Origin of the sequence: Pseudomonas sp. RGM 3321 (genome assembly GCF_022836805.1) — a bacterium.
Lineage (GTDB): Bacteria > Pseudomonadota > Gammaproteobacteria > Pseudomonadales > Pseudomonadaceae > Aquipseudomonas.
This window is the reverse complement of record NZ_JALHBH010000118.1, coordinates 173,484-196,455: the sequence shown is the minus strand read 5'-3', so window position 1 is coordinate 196,455 and position 22,972 is coordinate 173,484. Positions and strand designations below refer to the sequence as shown.

Here is a 22,972-nt window from a genome sequence, read left to right as displayed (position 1 = left end):
TACGAATAAACGCCACGATTAATCACCTACCAATTCTTGTAATTTCTTGCATCTGGCCACTGCCCTAGCATCCCTGTTCCCGCCCGCAGCCAGAAGGCAATGCCATGCAATCCGATGAGCGTTCGACTTGCCACACCGCGAAAATCGTATGGTCTGCCGAATCTTGCAGCCCTGCCTCGACCGGTAGAACGTGGCTTGCAATAGCAGATGGCCAACACTGCGATACCCCCGACGGCTGCATTCCGATCGATGCCGACCGGATCGCAGGCAGCGCCCTCGCGGCGGGCGACACTGTGCTGGTGGCTGTATCCGAAACCGAAACCTCTGGCCCATGGCAGCTGGCGCAAAGCCAGTTTGAGTCGATTCATCGCATCATCGCCGCGCTGCTGGCGACGGGCACGCCTCTGAAGCTTTTGCTTTTCAGCGGTATCGCCAACGCCGACGCAGCTGCTGCGCACGGCTTGTTGCAATCCCTGCGCTGCGAAACCGAACAACTGGCTCACACCTGGCTGGAAAGCGATGCGAGCCTGGCACAGTCACTCACCATCTGCGGGCTAATGCAGCAGGAAGGGCTTCGGCGCCTGCGAGTCGAGGGTGGCAAGCGCCTAGTGGCTCATCTGCACCAACAAGTAACGCCGCTCGCGAACGAACCCAGAAGCCAGGACGGGCCGGCGCTGATCATCGGCGGCTTGGGTGGCATCGGCCAGCACCTGCTGGAACATATCGTCGGCCAGCAACCGGTTTTCGTCATGGGCCGCTCGCCCTTGAGCGATGAACGACGCTCGCGCTTGAAAGCGCTGGGTTGCTCAGGCTACTTCCAAGGCGATGCGACGGACACCGAGAGCCTGCGACAGACGCTTTCGACGCTCCATGAACGCTACGGTCGGGTGGACACCGTCTTTCACCTCGCCGGTCATCTGGAAGATGGCCTTTTCCAATCGCAGACGACTCCCTCTTTGGAAAAGGTCATGAAGACCAAGATCGCGCCGGCCCTTGCCCTTGCGCATCTGCAGAACGAGATGGCAATACGCCGCGTGGTCATGTTCGGCTCGCTATCAGCAACCGTCGGTCTGGCAGGACAGACGGCCTACGCATCAGCCAACGCCTACCTGCATGCTCTGGCTGAGCGGCAATGCCTGCAAGGCCATACGGGCTGGTCAACCATCGGCTGGGGTATCTGGGATGTGAGCGGTATGGCGATGGGCCAGGACCGCGGACTGCTGTTGCCTATGGCCCCTGACAAAGCCCTGGCGGCGATGGATGAGCTGCTTGCCGCCCGCTGCGCCGACGCCCTGATTTACGCTGGCAGGCTGCTGACTGAGGCACCCTCCGGTCGACAAGCGGCGAAAGCCAGTCGCGCGCCAACGCTGGATACTAAGCTGCTAGTGCGCCAAGCCATTGCCAAGTTTACTGGCCTGGAAAATCTCGCAGAGGCTGAAAACGTGCTGGATCACGGCGCTGACTCAGTCGCGGCGATCAGCATTGCCGCAGAGATCGAACGCCGCCTGGCCGAGGCAGGCATGGTCACTAGAGTCCCCCGCTCCATCCTGTTCGAGCACCCGAGTATCTCGAGCCTGTCGGCCTACATAGAGGCTCGCGCGGCAATCATTGGACTGCAGCCCGAGCCCGCGGTGGCCCCCCAGTCCCCTCCCGAGCTCACTTGGCGAGCCCCCTCCCCAGATGTGCGCTCTCACACCCAGGACGAGCCGCACTGGCGGGCGCAGGATATTGCCATCGTCGGTATGGCGGGCTCTTTTCCAGGTGCTACCAGCATGGAAGAATTGTGGCCGCTGCTGGCAGAAGCGCGATTGGCAGTGCGCCCCGTCCCATCGCAACGCTGGGACTGGCGCGCGTTCTATGACAGCGATGCCAGCGCCGCGGGCCGTAGCTATGCCCGCCATGGCGGCTTCATCGACAATGTCGAGATGTTCGACCCGCTGTTCTTCCAAACCACGTTCAAAGCTGCCGAGCGCATGGACCCAGCCGAGCGCAAACTGCTGCAGACGACTCACCATGCGCTGGAAAACTCAGGATTCTTCGCCGCGCCGACTCCAGACGTAGGGGTTTTCATCGCAGCGATGTACGGACACTACCAGCAATTGGAAGCGTCCCAGCCCATCGACACCTCGTTCTCTGCCCAGGCCAACCGGCTTTCTTATCATTTCGACTTCCGTGGGCCATCGCTGACCTTGGATACCATGTGCTCAGGATCGCTGACGGCCCTCCATCTGGCCATCGCAGCACTGCGCCGCGGCGAGTGCCGGCAGGCAATCGTAGGCGCAGCCAATATCATGGTCAGCCCACATAAATATCGGGTGCTCAGCCAGGGCAAATTCCTCAGCCCGACAGGCCGCTGTCATACCTTCGGTGCACAGGCAGACGGGTATGTCCCAGGTGAAGGGCACGTGGTCTTCGTCCTTCAGCCCTTGCAGGAGGCAATCGATGCCGACGCACGCATCCATGCGGTCATCCATGGTAGCGCGGTTAACGCAGGCGGGCGCAGCAGCGGCTTCACGGTACCCTCGGCAGCAGCGCAAACCAAGGTCATCGAAGCCGCACTGCGCGATGCCGACCGCCAGGCACACGACATCACCTACATCGAGGCGCATGGCACCGGCACTCGCTTAGGAGATCCGATCGAGATCGAAGCGCTGAACGGCATATATGGGGCACGTGATTACGGGCACTGCGCCGTAGGATCGATCAAAAGCAATATCGGCCATCTGGAGCCTGCCGCCGGTCTGGCGGGGTTGGCCAAGATCGTGTTGCAACTTCGTCACCGCTCGCTCGCCCCTACGATCGGTTGCGACATCGCCAATCCATTGATACCCGTCGGTGAGGGAACAGTTCGTCCGCAGACCGAACTTGTGCCTTGGAACACACCTGACGGCCAGCGTCGCTACGCCGGTCTAAGCAGCTTCGGCGCTGGTGGTGCCAACGCCCATGTCATCGTGGGCGAATACATGCCGCCGCAGGTGAATGCACCGGCACGACATGACGCCGTACCCATGGCAGTGGCCATCAGCGCGCAAAGTGAAGCGTCGTTGAATGCGCTCAAGGCCGCCATCCTCGACTACCTGCTTAAGCAGGAGGGGCTGTGCCTGGAGGACGTCGCCTACACGTTAAACGTGACCCGTCCGGCAATGCGCTACAGGTTCTGCGCCTTGGTCACCGACCTGGATGACCTGGCCAACGCACTGGCATCGTCGACTGCGCACCAAGCGACCTTCAGCGCTCAGCTCGAGCAGGCAGCCAGCCGCTTTCAGGCAGGGGAAAGCATCGACTGGCGGCACCACAACCCACCGGGCAAGATGCTCGACCTGCCGAGTTATCCTTTCGAGAAAATACCACTGTGGGCCAATGAACTACGTGTATCACACGAACCACAAAGCTCGAATCCACCACCAGAAACCGATGATAGGCTTCTGCTCGCAGTTGCGGACTTCACGTCCAATGCGTCCGAGACAACGCGCACGTTCACCAGCCCCTTCACCTTAATTGTCGATCCGGAGCTGGATCGACAACTCCGAGGCCATGGGCATCGGATCGTCGTGCTGGACCCGGTCGACCCGGCGCCAACATCGTCCTGCGGCGCCCCCCGTACCACCAACCTCGTACAAGCCTGCAAGCGCGCACTCGACGACATCCCGCAAGAGCATCCCATCGTCATTGCCCTAGGTAACACATCGAGTACCCCTATCGCGCAGGAGCCTACCCAACGCGCGCTGCACTGGGCACTGTTCCAAGCCATTGCTCATCTGCAAGGCCCAAGATCACTGATGGTCTGTCTGCCAAACGAACCCGATGCCCAAGCAGGTCTCGTCGGCTTGCTGCGCAGTCTTTGCAAGGAACAACCGCAACTGAGGATCTTGTCACTGCAGCTCGGCGGTTCGCTGGCTCACCCCAATGTTCTCCAGCAGGCCTTGGCACGCCTAGCGTTCATACCAGTCAGCGGCCACGTGCACGAACGCCTGCAGGGCACGCAAAGCCAACGCCTGCAATGGCGCCCGATAGAGTTGCCAGTCGCACCCCCGACGCTATGGCGTCAGGGCGGACATTACCTGATCGCCGGAGGCTTCGGCGGAATCGGCCAAGCCGTCGCTCGCCGACTGGCGAGTGACTTCGGTGCCCATATCAGCCTGGTAGGACGGCGACCTGACAGCGCGCACATCAGGCATGAGTGCCAACAAATGAGCGCGCAGGGCGGGACGGTTCGCTACTACAGCGCTGACCTGGCAGACGTCGGGGCAGCCAAGGCATTGCTCGCCCAAATGAGCCCACTGAACGGTGTGCTGATCGCGAGCGGCGTGCTGCGCGATGGGGTACTGACCGACAAGGCGTTCGAAGACTTTGAACAAGTCGCACGCAGCAAGATCGAGACCACCCTGGCGCTGGACGAAGCGATCGGCTCGGCCCCGTTGGACCTGTTCATGCTGTTCTCTTCAATCGCTGCGGCATTCGGCAACGCAGGGCAGACCGACTACGCCTACGCTAACGCCTGGCTCGATGGTTTCGCCCAGGCGCGCAGCCGTGCGGTGGCGCTCGGGCAGCGCCATGGCCGCACCCTCAGCGTCGCATGGCCGCTCTGGAAAGACACTGGCATGCAAGTCGATACCCAGACCCTTCAGTTCATGACACATGAAACCGGGCTCGAGCCCCTTGAAGCGAACACTGGGGTAGATCTGGTACTGCGACTGCCCTCAGCACTGGCCGCAGATGTGTGGGCGGTGGCGGTACTTGGCGGCGATACCGGACGCATCACCGAACGGTTGCTCGCACCACCTCGCCAAGATCCCGCAGGCAATCGGGCTTGCGAGTCGAACTCACCTGATGCATTGCGTGAGGCAGTGAACGAACTGCTCGAGACGCTCACCGCCATTCCTGCGCAGAGGATTGATCCTGAGGCGCGTTGGGGCGAGATGGGGCTCGACTCGGTCGGCCTACAAGAACTGGCGAAAAACGTACAGGCTCGGTTCTCGGTGCCGATGGCCGCCAGCGCCCTGTTTCGCTACAACACCCCGAGTCAGTTGGTCCGCTATCTCGACAGCCAACGGGCATCCGACACACAAGACCTAAGCACGAGCAGAGCACCCGACGCCGGCCATCCCGATGAATCGCTCACAGGCTATGCCATCATCGGTATGGCCGCCACGTTGCCAGGTGGGGACACTGTCGAGACATTCTGGGACTCGCTCCTGCATGGGCGCAGCGCCATCGTGCCGATGACGCGCTGGCCCGAGGAGGACCTCTACGGCGGTGCGGTGCGGAATATCGAGCATTTCGATGCACGCTTCTTTGGTCTCTCGGCACGTGAGGCGATGCTGATGGATCCCCAGCATCGACTGTTCCTGCAAACGGCATACAACGCCTGCCTCGACGCGGGCTATCGACCAGGCGACATCACTCGCACCGGTGTCTTCGCGGGCGTGCAGTTCAACGACTACCAGGTGCTGCTGCAGCTGTGGGGTCGCTCAAAACATCCCTTCGCCGCCACGGGCAACGCTCATGCGATGCTCTCCAACCGGGTGTCCTACCAATTCGGTTTCAGTGGCCCCAGCGAAACGGTCGACACCGCTTGCTCGTCAACACTGGTCGCCTTGCATCGCGGCATCAAGGCCCTGCAGGAACAGGAGTGCGATACGGTACTGTGTGGCGGAGTCAGCCTAATGATCGACCCGGTCGTAACCCACGCGGCCGCCAGCATGGGTGTGTTGTCGGCGAGCGCTCGCTGCGCCACGTTCGATGAATCGGCTGATGGCTATGTGCGCGGTGAAGGGTGTGGCGCCTTCCTCATCAAGCGCTACGCCGATGCGGTGCGCGATGGCGACAACATCAGAGCGCGGATCGTCGCCAGCCAGGTCAATCACGGGGGGCGTGCCAATTCGCTGACTTCCCCCAACCCGAACGCCCAGTGTGATCTGTTGCTGGCGGCGTACACGCCCGAGTTGGCAGAGCGCCTGGGCTACATCGAGGCGCATGGCACCGGGACGCGCCTTGGTGACCCGATAGAGCTGCAAGCCCTGAGTGCCTTCATCGCCCAGCAAGCCCCCGCAAAGCCACCGGCAAGCGTGCTGGTCGGAGCGGTCAAGACCAATACGGGCCACCTGGAACCTGCAGCAGCCGTACCGGCCTTGGTCAAGGTCATCAAGGCGATAGAGACCGGCTGGCTGCCTGCCAACTTGAACTTCCGTCAGCAAAATCGGGAAATCGACCTACAGGACACGCCTTTTTCACTGCTCACCGAAAAGCAACCCTGGCGGTCAAACGACCGTGTCGCAGGCATTAGTTCCTTCGGCTTTGGCGGCACCAATGCGCATGTGGTGCTAACGCAGGCCGATGCACCGACACAACAAGTCACGGCACAACCTGGGCAACTGCACTTGGTAGGCCTGTGCGCCAGAACCAAGGAATCGCTTGAACGCATGCGCGATGAACTGATCGAGCATCTGCGCAGCAACCCGCACCTGCCCCTGGCAGACGTGGCCCGGACCTTGGCAATAGGGCGTGAAAGCTTCGAGCACCGACTGGTGGTAAGCGCCATGGATCTGCCCTCATTGATCGAGCAGTTGAGCAGCGCGGCCTTGCACTACGTCGAGCCCCAAGCCCTCAGGAGCCACGTCAACGAAGGGCCGCTGCTGGAGCTCGACAACAGCGTCGTCACCGAGCTTGCGTCCGCTTACCTGCAGGGCCGCGACACGCTCAGACGCATTTACCTGAAGGGCCCCGGCAGACGCATTTCGCTACCTGGCTATGCCTTCGACAGCAAACCTTACTGGTTCGAAACCGCCGCAGACCTGGAGGCCTCATGACTCACCCTGACGCATTATCGTTATCGGCCCTGCAGAAACTGTTCGCCGATGCGCTGCTCGAAGTCGAGCCGCTCGACGCAGACGAACCCTACATCGAACGTGGCGTCGATTCGATCCTCGCGGCGCAGCTGGCGAAGGCCATTGCCCAACGCTTCGCAGTGCCCTGCCGCACGGCGGACCTGTTTGAGGCCGCCTCGCTGCGCGAGCTATTGAAACTGCTTCAAGTACGCATCGAACCTTCGACCACAACACGGACAACTCCAAACGAAAACCCTCGCTCCAAGACTGGACGCACACCGGTGATCGTGGGCGCCGCCGGTCGTTTCCCAGGTGCGGCATCGCTCGACGAACTGTGGGCAGTGCTCGAGAGCGGCAAACCGCAAACCGGCGTCATGGGTGAGCACAAACGAACCGGGAGCTTCAAGGGTGGGTTTCTGCGGGACATCGACGCCTTCGACAATGGCTTCTTCCATCTCTCGCCCAACGAGTCGGTCTGCGTCGATCCGCAGCAACGGCTTTCCCTGGAGCAGGCCTGGCACGCCATTGAGTGCAGCGGACTGACCCTGACCGAGCTCAAGACACTGCGTTGCGGCGTATTCGCCACCGGGCTGCCGGGCGACTACCGCCACGTACTCAGCGCACACAGCGAGCAAGCAATCAGTGCTGCGGCTTTCACCGGCAATGCGTTCTCCGCCTTGGCCGGTCGTATCGCCTACTGTTTCGACCTGCCGGGACCTGTGCTTTCGATCGACACCGCCTGCTCATCCTTCCTGGTGGCACTACACCAAGCCGCCATGGCGTTACGCAGTGGCGAGTGCGATGCCGCTATCGTCTGCGCAGCGACGCTGTTCTGCACCGATGAAGTTTTTCGCCTAGCACAGGCAAGCCAGGTGCTCTCTGCCTCCGGGCACTGTCTTGCATTCGACGAACGCGCTGACGGCTTCGCACCCGCCGAGGGCGCCGGAGCGCTGTTGTTGACCACCCAAGAGGTGGCCCAGAACCTGGGGCTGGCAATGCTCGCGCAGCTCGATGGCAGTGCGGTTGGCCACGATGGTCGCAGCAATGGCCTGATGTCGCCGAGTGTGAGCGGGCAAACCGAGGTCATCCGTGCAGCCTGGGAGGATGCGCGACGACAAGGTGGGCAAGGACCTGAGCACATTGCCCTGATCGAGACCCACGGTACAGGAACCCCAGTGGGCGATCCGCTCGAAGCCAAGGCGTTGGCGCAGACCTACGGGGAGCTCGAGGGACAAGGGCTGCGATACCTTGGAGCGAACAAAACGATCTTCGGTCATACCTTGGTCAGTTCTGGGCTACTCAGCGTGCTCAAGGCTCTATTGGCCCTGGACCGGCAGCAGATACCCGGGCCGCTGCTGAGGCCATCCTCTTCTTCGCACTGGCACGACATCATGCCGGTATCATCCCCGCACACCGCACATGCGCTGCCGCCCGGCGCCGGCATCGCCATCAGCGCGTTCGGCTTCACCGGTGTGAACGCCCATGTGTTGTTGCACAAGCCAGGCAGCGCAAGCGCTGTACAGGTCGATATCGAAGGCCTGTGCATCAGCGCCGCCAGTGAGGCCGGACTACAAAGAACGGCACTATTGCTGGCCCGATTTCTCGCCCAAGGCACACTGTCATATGCACAAGTGTGTGCCAGTTGTGCCGCCAGAACGCCTCAGGCCGTGCGGGCGGTGGTCTGCGCAGAGCAGGTCGACCAAGTGGTCGATGCCCTGGCGCGATGGGGGCGCTCGACTCCGACAGGGGTGGTTGTCGCTCGCGACTACCAAGAGCTGCCCGCCAGCACTCGTCGACCCGACGGCGTCGCTGCTCGCTGGCTGCAAGGCATGGCTACCCGCATCGGAGTATCCCAGGCCATCCATGTGCCCCCCTACCCCTTCGCCCGCCGCGCGTTCTGGCCTGGCCTGCCAAGCACAGCCACAGACCAGGACAACGCTGGCGGATCCGCCAACGTGCTGGAGGAACTGCGCCAACGCCTGGCCCAGCTGTGCGGCTACCGACTCGAAGAGGTCGATAGCCAAGCTCCGCTGTCCAGCCTTGGGCTCGACTCCCTGACGGTACTGCAACTGCTGGCACCCTTCCAGAAACGGAGCGGGAAGATAGCTGTCGAACAGGCCTTTGCCGCAAGCACTCTTGCCGAACTGGCCACGCTGATCGAACGTGCGGCGCAGTCGGGCCGGGTAGCTGACCAAGCGGCGACCGACCTGCCACTGGGCCTGCGCCGGCGTCAGACCCGCAGCGGCCTGACAGTGCTGGACCAGGCAGGCAACTTGCCGCCTGTGATACTGGTCAGCCCGCTCAATGCCTCACCCAGAATCTGGGTGCAGCAGTTGCCCATGCTGCGTCGTGATGGCTGGAATCCTTGCATCGTCGAATTGCCGCTGCATGACGCAGTACAGCCCGATACCCCAGAGATCGATCTGGGTAGGGTCGCTGCGCAATTGGCGCAATTGTGCGAGGAACTGTCCGTGGCGGGTCAGCCAGTACCGTGCATCGGCTGGTCGCTTGGAGGCTGCGTGGCACTGCATGCTGCGCTCCAACACTCGCCCTGCGTAGGGCCCATCACGGTGATCAGTGCCGCGCCGTGGTTCGGCGAGACGATCCTGGAAGACACTCTGCAAGCGCAAAGTGAACTGGAGGGGCGCGGCGAGATGTTCGACCAAATTCTACCGGGTAACGGCAGCGTCGCCTCACGGATCGGCGCGGGCCTGAACCTCAGGAGCCTGGGTGCCTACATTAATGCGCTGAGTACATTCGACATCCGCGAGGCATTGGGAGATCTGAACGTGCCGCTGCTGGTCATCCACGGCGCTCAGGACAATGTGATCCAGGCCCAGTGCGTCATGCCGCTGCGACAGCTCGAAAAGGCACGGTTCTTGGAGATTGCCGATGCCGGTCACTTCTCGCCTCTGACACACGCCACGCTCGTCAACCGAACGTTGCTCGACTGGCTACACGTCAGCAAGCCCTCCGCCAACGTCACTCAGGTAGCTTGAATGGACACCCTCATTGCCGATTGCCGTCCTGCCACACCAGAAGAAACGCTGATCTGGCGCCGCAGCCAGACGCATGCCGGCGATCCGGGACTGATATTGAGCTACCGCTTCGCGCTGGCATCATCGGTGGATGTCCAGCTTCTGGACCATGCACTGTATAGGTTGCTGGCCGGGCCCTTCGCCAGCCTGCGCAATACGTTTTTGCTCAACAACGGCACGCTGCTCAGCAAGCGCCTGGCCCTCAGCCCTGAGGTGCTGGAATACGATAGTTGCCCGCAACCATTGCAATCCCTGACGCAGGGCCGCTCAAGGCACTATCGCTTCGTCCTGCAGACACTTGAGGACGGGCAGTGCTACCTGGACTGCCTCTTCAGCCACCTGGTGATGGACGGCGTGAGTCTACAGCGCTTTCTGGCAGCCCTTAGCGAATGCTACGCCGGCCGCACGCCGGTGCCCTGCCCCGCAGCCGGCCCACGCACACCGGCGCCTGCAGGTTTCTGGAGCGAGCTGCTCGGCGGCTACACCCTTGAGCAATCCCTGCCGATGATGCCGCCTGCCTCAGGCCCCCGGTCAGGTCAGGTCAGGACAGCCACAATGACCTTGAGCCGGGTCACCCCCGATCAGTGCAACACCCTGCAAACCAGCGGATTTCGCCTGACCTGCGCGGCCATGGCACTGACCCTTGCCCGCTACCTGCGGGCTTGGGAGCAGAACGCCAAGATAATGCTATGCCATACAGTACAAGTGCCTGGCGGCCCCGACGCAGGGACCTGCAGCAACCTTGTTCCTCTGCCTGTCGACGTGGATGCCTGTTCAGACGCTCACACACTGTTGCAACACATTGGCGAAACACGTCGACGCATCCGTCCCTTCCAGCACACACCATGGAACGAGCTGCTGGCTCAGTTCCCGGCGGGGAGCGCAGGCAATGTCGTCATCAATGAGTCGCCTGGGCTGCTTACACCGACCGCCCCAACGATAGGCGAGGTCTGCGAAGTTCGTGCCTTGCCATGCGCAGGTGGACCGTACGATCTGGCCGCCGTGTGCTCGATGGCCGGAGGATGTCTGCAAGTGCGCCTGGAAGCCAGTCACGAACGCAGCACGCCGCGCTGGTTCGCGCAGTTCGCAGAACAGTTTCAACACAGCCTACACGACTTGCTCGAGGACACGCAGCAGCCCTTCGCAGCGCTGGCAACACTGAAGCGACCAGAGCCTGGCGAACGAGGCCAACGAATCCCTCCCGTTTCGCTGGAGCAGATGCTGTGCGCACTGGAACAGGCCGAGGCAGAACGGATTGCGGTAATTGACGACGATGGTGAGCTGACCTACAGCGCACTGCGCAGCAGTATCGATGCCACCGTTGTACGCCTGGCGCAACAAGGAGTCAGCCAAGTCGGGGTCTGCATCGGCCGCAACCGTTGGCTGCCGATCGCACTGCTGGCAGCGCTCAAGCACGGCGCTCGCTTCACCCCACTTGAGGCCGGCCTGCCCGACGAAGCATTGAGCGATCTGATCCACCGAACCCAGATCAGCTACGTACTGTGCGATCGCTCTACCCATGCCCGTCTTGCCCATGCGGCTCCCCAGGCGGTGCTCCTGAACATCGAAACACAGGTGATGTCCGGGGCAGGAACGTCTACATCGTCTTCGCAAGAAATCGACCCCATTGCCTACCAGATGTTTTCCTCAGGCAGTACTGGCGTCCCCAAGGGTATCCAGATCGGCCGTGACAATCTGGCAGCCTTCCTGACGGCCATGGCCGCGATGCCGTTCTGCTATCCGGGTGCGCGCTGGATTGCGCTGACTCCACTCAGCTTTGACATTTCCTTGCTCGAAGCACTGCTACCGCTGTGCAGCAACGGCTGCATTGTGATGGCCGACGACCCTGTACGACGCAGTGGCCGACAACTGATCGATCGTATCGAGCGAGATCGGATCGAAATCCTGCAGCTCACCCCATCCAGCCTGCGTCTGTTGAAAGACTCCGACTGGCAGGCACGACGCCCCATCACCCTACTGTGCGGTGGCGAGCGTCTGAGTCAGGAAATGGCAGACTGGGTCCTGGCTGCAGGCCATACGCTGTTTCATGTCTACGGCCCTACCGAGGCCACCATCTGGGCCAGTTGCCAGCGCGTCACCCGCGGCATGCCGCTCAGCATCGGGCATCCGCTGGACAACACCGCCCTGCAGGTCGTGGACGATCAATTGCAGCCGCTCGCCTTGGGTGTTCCCGGCGAACTGCTCATCAGCGGATCGTTGGTCGGAGCGGGTTACCTGCCGCCGGCCCCGCAGCACAACTTCATCGAGCCATTCAGCGCGCAGAGCAATCGCGCCTACCGCACCGGCGATCGAGCTGTAGCCTGGGGCGAGCAACGTATCGACTACCTCGGTCGGCTGGACTCTCAGGTCAAGATACGCGGCCATCGCGTGGAGCTGTCCGAGGCTGAGGCGCTGATCAGGCGCCTTGCACCCGGTGTGGAGCCTTGCTGTGTGGTGCGCGAGGAGCCTGTCGCCTACCTGTGCGCATTCATTCGACCGGCTCAAGGCCATCCATTCGACGTGGAAACGCTGCGCGCACAAGTCGCCTCTCGGCTACCCGAGCAGCGTTGCCCATCACGCTATGTATTGGTGGACCAGTGGCCGCACACCCCCAACGGCAAGCTCGATTTGCGCAGGCTGATGCAAGCCGAGTTGCAGACGCTGGCTCGCTCGGCGCATGAGCAAGAGAGCGGTCCAAGCCGCGACAGCGAGTCGCAGGGAATCACCGAGCTGCGCAGATTAATTGCCGAAACATTGGGTGTACAGGTCCAAGACCCCAATCAGTCACTGGTCGCTGCGGGTGTGGATTCAATCGGCTTCAACTTGTTGGCAGAGCGCTTGCGCCACGAACTCGCAGTGGATATTGCGCCGCATCGCTTTTACGAACTCAGCAGTCTCACCGCCATCGCCAACGCATTGCATACCGAAACGCCCAGCGAACTTTCCAGTCCCAAACCAGCAGCCCAGTTTGAGGCTGCGCCGCTGGCCATCCTCGGGATGGCAGGCGTCGGCCCGGCAGGGCTGGACATCGATGAACTTTGGCAAGCGATGCTGGAGCAGCGCAATTGCATAGCCCCATGCGTCAGATCCGATTCGCCGAGCATCTTGCCGGGCGGCTACCTGAATGACATCGACAGCTTCGATGCCTCTTTTTTCGGCATTTCGGCCGTTGAGGCTGCGCACATGGACCCACGCCAGCGTCTGCTACTGCAAGAGTGCTGGCGGACCTTCGAAGATGCCGGCCTAGTCCCCGACGACTACCGCGGCGCGCGCGTTGGTTGTTATATCGCGGCCACAGGCTGCGAATACGCCACGGTCGTATCGGCGCGGCAAAAAACGGCCCATGCCTACGACATGACAGGCACCTCGGCGAGCATCCTGGCCAACCGGCTGTCGTACCAATTCGACTGGCGGGGGCCATCGGTGACGATCGACACGGCCTGCTCCAGCGGTCTGACCGTACTCGCCCGAGCTGCGGCCGATCTGCATCAGGGCCGCTGCGACATGGCGTTCGTAGGTGCGGTGAATCTTCTGATCGATTCACGCACAGATGATGCATTGCGTGCAGGACAGTTCCTCTCACCGAATGGTGTCTGCTCCCCATTTGCCGAAGCTGCGAACGGGTATGTCAGGGGCGAAGGCGTGTTTGCCATGCTGTTGTGTAGAGCCGGAGAGACATTGCCCGGCCTGGGGCCGTGTGCGCTGCTGGCAGCGGTCGAGGACGGCCATTGCGGACGCTCCGCATCCTTGACCGCGCCAAGCGCCAGCGCCCAGTCTGACATGATCGCAAGTATTTATCGCTCCCTTGGCGGCACCTCAGATGTCGGATTCATCGAGACCCACGGAACAGGCACGCGCCTGGGCGACCCCATCGAGGCCGAAGGCATCAGTCGCGCACTGAGCAGCATGCACGTTCGGGGCGACGCACCGATCTGCCTTGGCACGTCCAAGGCCGCCTTCGGCCATCTGGAGGCTGCTGCCGGACTGTTCGGCCTGATCAAGGCGGTCAAGGTCGTCGCCGAAGCCATGGTGCCGGCAAACCCGGAGCGAGGCCCTGAGAACCCGCGGGTGAAACTGGAGGGTGCGGCACTAGCCAAGGCCGGCAACCAGAACTGGCCCAAGGCCGGCGATATTCGCCGGGCCGGGGTCTGCAGTTATGGCTTTGGAGGTTCCGGGGCACACGCGGTGGTGCAAAACGTTCCCTCACGGCCCGCCAGCCACGAACGAATGCAAAACCAAGCCCCCTGCCTTGCAGTGCTCTCGGGATTCGATGCGCCAGCACTCAAGCGTCAGGCCAAGGCTCTGAAAACCTGGCTGACGGAACATCCGGATGCGAGTCTTGCTGCCATTACCAAGACCCTGGGATTGCATCGCACCGCAATGGCCTCGCGCGTTGCCGTGGCGGTGCACGATCACCAGAGCCTGCTTCAGGCCCTGGAATGCATCATCGAAGACCATCCCCTACCTGCAATCGAAGACCTTGCACTGCAACAGGCAGCAAGCAACTACCTGCAGGGGGGCGCGCTTGAGCCGTCACTGTTCGACCCCTCGATACTCCCAGTACGCTTGCCAACTTATCGCTTCGATGGCAGCCATCGCTACCCACTGCCATCGACCTTGCAGCTGAACTTGAAGCACTGCCACGATCGCCCCTCGGAGGTGACCGCACGTCACCCTGTCTTCCAAGACCATCAGGTGAACCGCCAAGGCGTTCTACCCGGCGTATGCGCATTGTATTGGGGGTTACGTCTCGCCCGCCACGATACCTTGCACAGGAGCCTGATGGACATCACCTGGCGCGTACCGCTCAGCCAGTTCGCCGCCGATAGCGCGCTGGATCTGACCCTTACAGACGATGGCACGTTCAGGTTGCTGGCAGGCGACACACCGTTGGTCAACGGGACGCTCTCGTTCGACCTGCATTACCCGGCTCCGACCAGCCAGGCATTGCAGCGCCTGCGTGAGGTCCAAGGACGCCTGCCGGATGCGCGGCGTATAGATGCTGCCCGTCTTTACGAGGCATTCGATGCCTTGGGTATCGAGTACAGCAGGGATTTTCGCAGCGTCATCTGGGTTGATCGGCAAGGGCCGCTCGCATGCGCACGCCTGATTTGCCACGGCACTGAAGCGATCCAGCAGTGGGGGTTGCTCGACGGGGCATTGCAATCGGGATTGGCCTTGACCCTGGAGAGCCGCAGTACACCCGTATTGCCATTCACCCTGGGCGCACTGGTCTGGAGCGCACCTGTGGACTGCCCGGCCGGCACCTACTACGCCTTGACTGAGAAGACCAGCGACTTCAGGACCCAGATCCTGCTCTGCGATGACCGTTTCCGAGTGATCGCGCAATTCATAGACCTGGGCATCAAGCCTTATTCCGGGAACATTTTGGGAGACGCGCATGAACAGCAACGCTGACACACCAAGCCTTGGCCTCTTCGAGCCTGACTGGCAATTCACCATGACCGCGCATTCGCCCCAAGAATCGGTGCCAGACTGGATTCTGGTGCCAGCAACACAGCCGTCGCTGGCAGAGGAAATGGCAGGACTACTGGGCGAGCAGCGGGTGCGAACCTTTACCGAAGCGCCGCTTGACCTGCCACCCGGTGATCACTACGCAATCATCGTACGCAGCCCTTGGGCACAAGGGGCACAAACGTCGGTGACAGTGGCGGTGCTGAATCTGCTCAAGACTCTGAGCCGGCTACAGCGCGCACGGATCGATGTGGTTGCCTGCCGAGCCCTTGCAGGACCACCCGGCCAGGATGTCCGCTATCCGTTGGATGCGACCTGCCTGGGGCTGGCCCAGACTGCCAGTCGCGAGTATCCCCACCTGAGCATCAATGCCTTCAGCCTGTGCGATTTCGCTGTAGCCACCTTGCACCGCGCGTTCAGCCACCGCCCCACACATGCCCCCGCGACACCGGTGCACATCACTCAGGACGGCTATGCCGTCCGCCACTTCAAACGGGCATCGCTGAACAGCAGCGTATCGGGCCTAGCCCTGCGCAAAGGCGGGCACTATCTGGTGCTGGGTGGCACGGGCGGTCTGGGACGGATGCTTGCCAGCTATCTGGTTGAGCGCCATCAGGCGCGGGTGCACCTGGTCTCGAGGTCTGCGCCCGACTTCGAACTGCATGAACTCATGCGTCATAGCTCCTGCGACATCAGCGTGCCTCAAGCGCTCGAGGCGATCTTCGAAGCGCACGGCCCGTTCGACGCGGTGATTCATTCTGCGATGGATCTGCACGACCAGACCCTAGACACCTTGCAGCCTGCCCAGCTTGAACGCAATCTGCGGCCCAAGCTCCTGGGCAGCTATGGTTTGATTCAAGCACTGCGCCAGCATCCGGTAGATTTCGTGCTGTTCTTTTCCTCGATCCAATCACACCTTGCCAATCCTGGCCAAGGCGCCTACACGGCCGCCTGCGCGGTCAAGGACGCCATGGCCGCCTTGCTTGAGGAGACCTTCCAGATCCCTTCGAAGATCATCAACTGGGGTTACTGGGGCAGTGTCGGCGCGGTGGCCGCGCCTTACTATCGGGAACGCATGGAAAAGGTCGGGGTTGGCTCACTCGAAGCCGAAGACGGCATCGCCACCATCGAAGCCCTGATCAGCAGCGACCAACGCCAGGTGATGGCGCTCAAGGCCAACGCACAAGCCCTGTTGGCCATGGGCTTCGAAACCGCCGACAGCCCAGGCGTCGTGCCAGTCGATGAACTTCAAAGCCTAATCCCCCCGTTTGATGATCAGGCCGAATGGGTCAGACGCAACGAGCAGGCCAGCGTGGCGCTGGATGAATACGCCCGTCGCGCCATTCATCGCATAGGCATTCCCACCAACATCGCAGCTCACCACCAAGCACTGGCCCAGGCACTGAGCGCCATAGAGGATGCGCCCCAGGCGCTGGATCGACACAGCTTGTTGCAGCGCTTTGCCCACCTGCGCGCGCACCTTGATCTGCTGGACGCCTGCATGGCCGACTTCGCCTCGATCCTGCAAGGCAAGACCGATCCGCTAGAGGTGCTGTTCCCCCATGGCAGCTTCGACCGGGTAGAGGGGGTGTACCGTAACAACCCCGTGGCCGACTATTACAACCAGACCATGGCGACCATCGTCGAGCGTCTGGCCGTCAGCACTGAACAGCCGCTTCGCGTGCTCGAGATTGGCGCTGGCACAGGCAGCACTACCGAGCAAGTGATGGCGCGCGTGGGCCACAGGCTAGGCCAGTACCGCTTCACCGACCTCTCACTATCTTTCATCAACCGGGCCAGAAGAACCTTCGACCAGCCCTGCTTCGAGGCCAGCATCTACAACGTGGAACAGCCTCCTCAATGGCTTGGCGCATTCGACATCGTGCTGGCGACCAACGTGATCCACGCCACCCGCGACATCCGCGAGTCACTGCGCAATATTCGTCGCGCATTGCGTCCAGGCGGCGTAATCGTGCTCAACGAGGTGACGGCACTGCAGCACTACGCAACCTTGACGTTCGGCCTGACCAAGGGCTGGTGGCTCAACACCGGCCCCGAGCGAATAGAAGGAAGCCCATTGCTCGACGCGGCCACCTGGCAGCGGCTGTTGCGCGAAACCGGCTTCGAAAACACCGAGCACCACGGCAATCAAACCCAAGGACTGATCGTCGCCCGCGTTCCTGTATCGGCCACGGCAGGCGCGCCAGCCGAAAGGGCCCCTGCCGCCAGCGCCAGCCAAACCTCGGGCGCAGCAGCCGCGAACATCGACGAGGTGCGCTTGAGCTCGGCGATGGCGTTCGCTCGGGACGCGATCGCCTCGGTCATGCACCTGACCCCTTCTGATCTCGACCCCACGCGAGCACTGAAGGACTATGGGATCGACTCCCTGATTGCGCTGGAGTTAGTGAAGCCGTTCAAAGACAAGGTCGGATACGTGCCAGCCACGCTGTTCTTCGAATACCCCACCCTCGCCGACCTGGCGGGCTATCTGGAGCAGTGCCACCCAGAAGCCTTCAAGGTTGCGGACAGCAGCGCCCCTGCAACCGCCGCGCAGCCTGGTGGGGAGTCCGACACCCTGCACTTCGTGCGTGAAAGCATCGCCAAGGTCATGCACATGTCCCTCGACGAACTCGACGATGACGCTGCATTCGCCAGCTACGGCATCGACTCACTGATCAGCCTGGAATTGATCAAGCCGTTGCAGGCTCGTTACGGCTATCTGCCCGCGACCTTGCTGTTCGAATACCCAAGCATCGCGCAACTGGCCGGTCATCTGGGCCAGCACGCCACGAGCGCGCAAGCCAAGGTAACAGCTGCGGGTCATGCACACGCCACGACCGGGCAAGGACCACAGCCTGCTGACATGCGCACCGATCAACCAGCGCAGGCGCAAGCGATCGCCATCATCGGCTACCGCGGACGTTTCCCGGGTGCGGAGGACACCGCACAGCTCTGGGAGCGACTGCTGCAGGACGTGCCTCTGAGCAGTCCGGTACCTCCCGCACGCTGGCCCCGGGAGCAAATGCAAACGTCGACCTATGCCGGTGTTGGTGCATTTCTCAGTGACGTCGACAGGTTCGATCACGGGTTCTTCAACATAACACCAATGGACGCAACCCTGATGGATCCCCAGGAACGGTTGTTCCTGGAGACCGCGTACCAGACATTTCTGCATGGTGCTCATCCGGCATCGCGACTCAAGGGCAGCCGAACCGGCGTGTACGTCGGCGTGATGAATACCGGCTATGCCAACCTGACACCGATAGACAGCGACGGCCCTAGGCCGACATCACTGCATTGGTCGATCGCCAATCGGGTGTCATACCACTTTGATCTGCACGGTCCGAGCATGGCGGTCGATACCGCATGCTCTGCCTCCTTGACCGCTCTGCACACTGCGGTGAATGCGTTGCGCCTAGGCGACTGCGACATGGCCCTGGTCGGAGGCGTGAACGTGATCGCACACCCTCGACAGTACGACGACTTGTGCCGCTTGCACATGCTCTCGCTAGAGGGCGTATGCCGACCGTTCGGCGAGGGCGCCGATGGTTTCGTCGACGGCGAAGGGGTGTGCGCCATGCTGCTCAAACCGCTCGACCGGGCTCTGGCGGATGAGGATCCGTTGTACGGGGTGATAGAAGCCTCGGCACTAAATGCCGGAGGCAAATCCAACGGCTACAGCGCACCCAACCCGCAGGCGCAGTCCCGCCTGATTCGCGAGGCCTTGGACAAGGCCAAGTGGGCTCCGACGCAACTGGACTACGTCGAGGCTCACGGCACCGGCACCGCGCTCGGCGATCCGATCGAGTTCAAGAGCCTGGCGGCGGTGCTTGGCGAAGGACGCACAGAGACCTCGCGTCTGCCGATCGGCTCGATAAAGGGCCACATCGGCCACCTGGAGTCGGCAGCCGGACTGGCGGGTGCAGTGAAGATCCTGCTGCAGATGCGTCATCGCACACTGCTCCCGTCGCTGCATGCACACCCGGCCAATCCATTACTGGAGCCTCAGGCGACCGGGCTGATGGTCAATCGCCATGCCAGGCCATGGCCTGCACGCGATAACCAACCCTATCGCGCGGCGTTGTCGTCCTTTGGCGCAGGAGGTGCCAACGCACACGTGCTGCTGAGCTCTGCGATCCAGACCTCGAGGCCGGCGAGACATCCGACATCGGCGAGACAGCTGATCATGCTGTCGGCCCATAGTGTTCAGGCACTGGATGCCTCTCGTATCGCGCTATTGCAATGGTTGGAGCAAAACGATGTGCCTCTGCCACGCCTGGCCTCCAGCCTTGCCCACCAGCGTGATCACCTACGCCACCGCCTAGCCGTGTGCAGCGACTCGACGCAGGATCTGCGCCGCCAGTTGGCGCTATCGTTGGTAGACCTGCGTGGTAACGGTGAAAGCACTGCAGTGGCGGGTTGTGATGCAAACGCGATGAACTCGATGCGCATGCCGGACCAGCAGCAAGACATGGACCTGGACAGCGTTCGCCAGGCTTATCTGGGTGGTGCACTGCCAGATTGGCACGCCCTGTTCGCAGCCGATGAACCGCTCGAGCTGCCGGAATATTGCTTCGACGGCACGCCACTCTGGGTGCAGGCTCGGGAGTCGGGTTTCGAAAGCCTTGACACGCTGCTGGCCGACCACAACATCGACGGACAGGCGATAGTACCGGCAGGCTACTACTTGGCACGCCTGCTGGCTGACACTTCAACCGCTGGACTGATGGATGTGCGATTCGAGGCCCGCGCCCAGTCGTTTGATTACGTCGGCACGGAGCAGACAGCGGATAGGTTTGCAGTGACCATCGCCAACACTACTGTCGCCAGCGCCTCCACCCTGGAGCAGCACAGCCACGACCAGCAGCAGCCTTGGACGCTGGACTCGGGCCATTACCTGCAGCGCACAGCGATCTACCAGAAGTTCGCACGCATGGGCTATTGCTACGGTGACTCACTGCGCCTGCTGCGCTGGGCCTGTGTTGGAGACGACAAGGTGCAGGCGAGTGTGCTGCCCGCGCGCAGCTTCGCTTTGCCACTGTCGCCCGCGATCATCGACGCCGGTCTGCAGACCGCGCTACTGCTCGACGACGGAGAGGCAGGTCCGGCCTGGGTACCTTGGATGGCCGAGAAGGTCGAGCGGCTGTCCACTCATGCGGCGATTGCCTACGTGTGCTGCCAGCGACGCGAAAAAACCGCCCGGAGCGTGACCCACGATTTCGAGTTTCTTGCTCAGGACATGAGTCCGGTCCTGCGTATCCAAGGCTTGGTTTCACTGAACCCAACCCATGATGTGGCGCGCGGGCAAAAGCCTGCGGCACGCCCGAAGGTGGTGCTGCATGAACTTTGAACGACCTGGCGCGCTGGCAATCGTCTTTCCTGGCCAAGGCTCGCAATTTCCTGGAATGGGGCTGGAGCTTCTGCCCAGGTTCCGCGAGATGACCGAAATCGCTGAGACACTGCTGGGCCTGCGGCTAGCCGAGTTGCTCGAAGATGCCGGCAGACTTGCCGACACCGCTTTCACGCAGCCTGCCGTATTCGTCGTCAGCGCGATGAGCTTCGAGGCAATGCGCCAGGACCGCGATATAGATCGAGCCGACCTGATGCTTGGCCACAGCCTGGGGCTGTTCGGCGCCATCCACGCCAGCGGCCGGCTCGGTTTCGCAGACACCTTGAAACTGGTGATCGAGCGTGGACAGCTGATGAAGGCTGCCGGGGACGGGGCGATGCTCGCGGTGATGGGCATCGACGCCCAGGGCCTGGAGGCCTGCCTGCTCGAACAGGGGCTGGACAGTCTCGACATTGCCAACGTGAACGGGCCGGAGCAAACCGTGCTCAGCGGTCCGAGCCAGGCCATCGAGCGCGCGGCACACGACCTTCAACAACGCGGCCTGCGCGCGGTGCATCTGAATGTCAGCGGGGCGTTTCATTCCCGGTACATGGAAACCGCACGCGTAGCCCTGAGTCGCTATGTGGAGCGGGTCACTTTCAGCCCCGGGACCTGTCCATTGATTTCCACCACCCATGGCGGACCGGTACCTGACACCCATCTGCTCGAAGAAATCGTTTTCCAGCTGACCAGCCCGGTGCGCTGGCTGCAGACAATCCAAGTGCTGAGGCAACGTTATTCACTGCTCGACTTCATCGAGCCGGGCCCGGGCCAGGTACTTACGCGCCTTATAGCTGCCATAGACGCCCATCACCAATCGAAAGAGGCATCGCGATGAAACCACAACGAATCGCTATCGTTGGTGGCGGGACCGCAGGCGCGACGCTTGCCTGGCATCTCGCCGCGCTGCACCAGGTCACCCTGTTCGAGGCGGGCGAGCAGTTGGGTGGCCACGCTTTCACCCACACCCTGATACATGAGGGCAAGCTAATCCATGCCGACATGGGTGTCGAATATTTCACGGAGCGGCTCGCACCCAATTTGATGGCGCATCTCAAGGCGCTCGATGTGGGAACCTTCGTCGCGCCCTTGTCATTCAGTTGCCTGAACCCCGACGCCTCCGAGCTATGGAGCAACCAGCACACCGGCAAAGCATTGAGTCCGGCGCTGCGACAGGCATTCGATCGGTTTCATCAGGACATGGTTGAGGTCAGCCTCCACCAGGAACGCTACAAGAGCTGGTCGGTGGGAGATTTCGTCAGGGAGCGGGGCTACGACTCCAGCTTTGTCCACCAAGCCTTGCTCCCGCTGTTGACCGTGTACTCCGGATGCAATGGTCCCTCACTGGACTACAGCCTGGTGTACTGCGCGGTCTCCTTCAACATGAATCTGCTGTCGTTCTTCTCACCCGCCTACTGGCGCAAGGCCACAGGCGGGATTGATGGATACCTGAAGATCATGCATCGCGTGCTCGGCCCGCGGGTGCGCCTGAATACCCCAGTGACGGCTGTCCGTCCGCACGAGCGGGGCGTGGAGGTCAGCACGTTTGCAGGATCACAGGATTTCGACCAGGTTGTACTGGCGAACCACGCCGATCAGGCGCTGCGCCTGCTCGAGACGCCCACTCCCGAACAGACAACCCTGCTCGGGGCGTACGAATATGTTCCGGTCGAAGCCATCCTGCACAGTGACAGCGCAGCGGTCGCCCACGGCTCGCCCGAAAGTTACTGCGTCTTCGTCAAAGCCGCAGACGCACCGGCCGAGGCGAACAATGCCTGGGGGACCCTGACCCGAGTAGTCACCCACTTCGAGCCCTCATCCACGCCGCTTTACGTGACGTTCGACCCGAAAATGGTGCTGGACCCATCCAAGGTCATCCTGCGCAAGCAGTGGAAGCTGCCCAAGCTGCGACCACTCGACCTGCATCGGCGCTCCCTGATAAGGGCGATCCAAGGCCGTGAACGAATCTGGTACTGCGGAACCGACTTCTCCTATGGCGGCCATGAAGGCGCCCTGACCTCAGGTCTGGTGCTGGCCCAGCGTTTCGGCGCGTCAGTGGACCAAGGCAGCAATGCCAGTGCACGCATCCAGTTCGAGCTGGTCAAGGACCTGATGGGCGTTGAATCGGCGTCCGGGAAACTGATACGCCAACTGGACCAGCGCCTGCTGCGCATCGCCGAAAAAATGGGCGCCGTCGAGCGTCTCGCACCGCGCGTGATGCGCCATTACTTGCAATGAGGCTT

The 22,972-nt window shown here is 62.1% G+C and carries 6 protein-coding genes; all 6 read left to right on the top strand.

The features are described from left to right. The first annotated feature begins 104 nt into the window (after positions 1-104). From RGM3321_RS22340 to RGM3321_RS22315, 6 genes are read left to right on the top strand one after another with little or no spacing between them, the layout of a single operon-like run. A complete protein-coding gene (locus RGM3321_RS22340; RefSeq protein ID WP_244394864.1) occupies positions 105-6,809 on the top strand; it encodes an SDR family NAD(P)-dependent oxidoreductase in 6,705 nt (2,234 codons plus the stop codon). Further along, positions 6,806-9,826, top strand: coding sequence for an alpha/beta fold hydrolase (locus RGM3321_RS22335; protein WP_244394863.1), 3,021 nt, complete (start codon positions 6,806-6,808; stop codon positions 9,824-9,826). Before RGM3321_RS22340 ends, RGM3321_RS22335 begins: the two co-directional genes overlap by 4 nt. Beyond that, entirely contained in the window at positions 9,827-15,283 is a 5,457-nt protein-coding gene (locus RGM3321_RS22330; RefSeq protein WP_244394862.1) for a beta-ketoacyl synthase N-terminal-like domain-containing protein, read from the top strand. Continuing rightward, a complete protein-coding gene (locus RGM3321_RS22325) occupies positions 15,267-20,690 on the top strand; it encodes a beta-ketoacyl synthase N-terminal-like domain-containing protein (protein ID WP_244394861.1) in 5,424 nt (1,807 codons plus the stop codon). The genes RGM3321_RS22330 and RGM3321_RS22325 overlap by 17 nt, the downstream gene beginning before the upstream one ends. Next, a complete protein-coding gene (locus tag RGM3321_RS22320; protein WP_244394860.1) occupies positions 20,680-21,567 on the top strand; it encodes an ACP S-malonyltransferase in 888 nt (295 codons plus the stop codon). Before RGM3321_RS22325 ends, RGM3321_RS22320 begins: the two co-directional genes overlap by 11 nt. Beyond that, complete coding sequence (locus RGM3321_RS22315) at positions 21,564-22,967, top strand: FAD-dependent oxidoreductase (protein ID WP_244394859.1); 1,404 nt, start codon at positions 21,564-21,566, stop codon at positions 22,965-22,967. Before RGM3321_RS22320 ends, RGM3321_RS22315 begins: the two co-directional genes overlap by 4 nt. Positions 22,968-22,972 lie beyond the last annotated feature (5 nt).

What these genes read in the sequence shown, in the direction of transcription:
- RGM3321_RS22315 (WP_244394859.1), top strand. Translation starts at nt 21,564, where the DNA reads ATGAAACCACAACGAATCGCTATCGTTGGTGGCGGGACCGCAGGCGCG.
- RGM3321_RS22325 (WP_244394861.1), top strand. Translation starts at nt 15,267, where the DNA reads ATGAACAGCAACGCTGACACACCAAGCCTTGGCCTCTTCGAGCCTGAC.
- RGM3321_RS22340 (WP_244394864.1), top strand. Translation starts at nt 105, where the DNA reads ATGCAATCCGATGAGCGTTCGACTTGCCACACCGCGAAAATCGTATGG.
- RGM3321_RS22320 (WP_244394860.1), top strand. Translation starts at nt 20,680, where the DNA reads ATGAACTTTGAACGACCTGGCGCGCTGGCAATCGTCTTTCCTGGCCAA.
- RGM3321_RS22330 (WP_244394862.1), top strand. Translation starts at nt 9,827, where the DNA reads ATGGACACCCTCATTGCCGATTGCCGTCCTGCCACACCAGAAGAAACG.
- RGM3321_RS22335 (WP_244394863.1), top strand. Translation starts at nt 6,806, where the DNA reads ATGACTCACCCTGACGCATTATCGTTATCGGCCCTGCAGAAACTGTTC.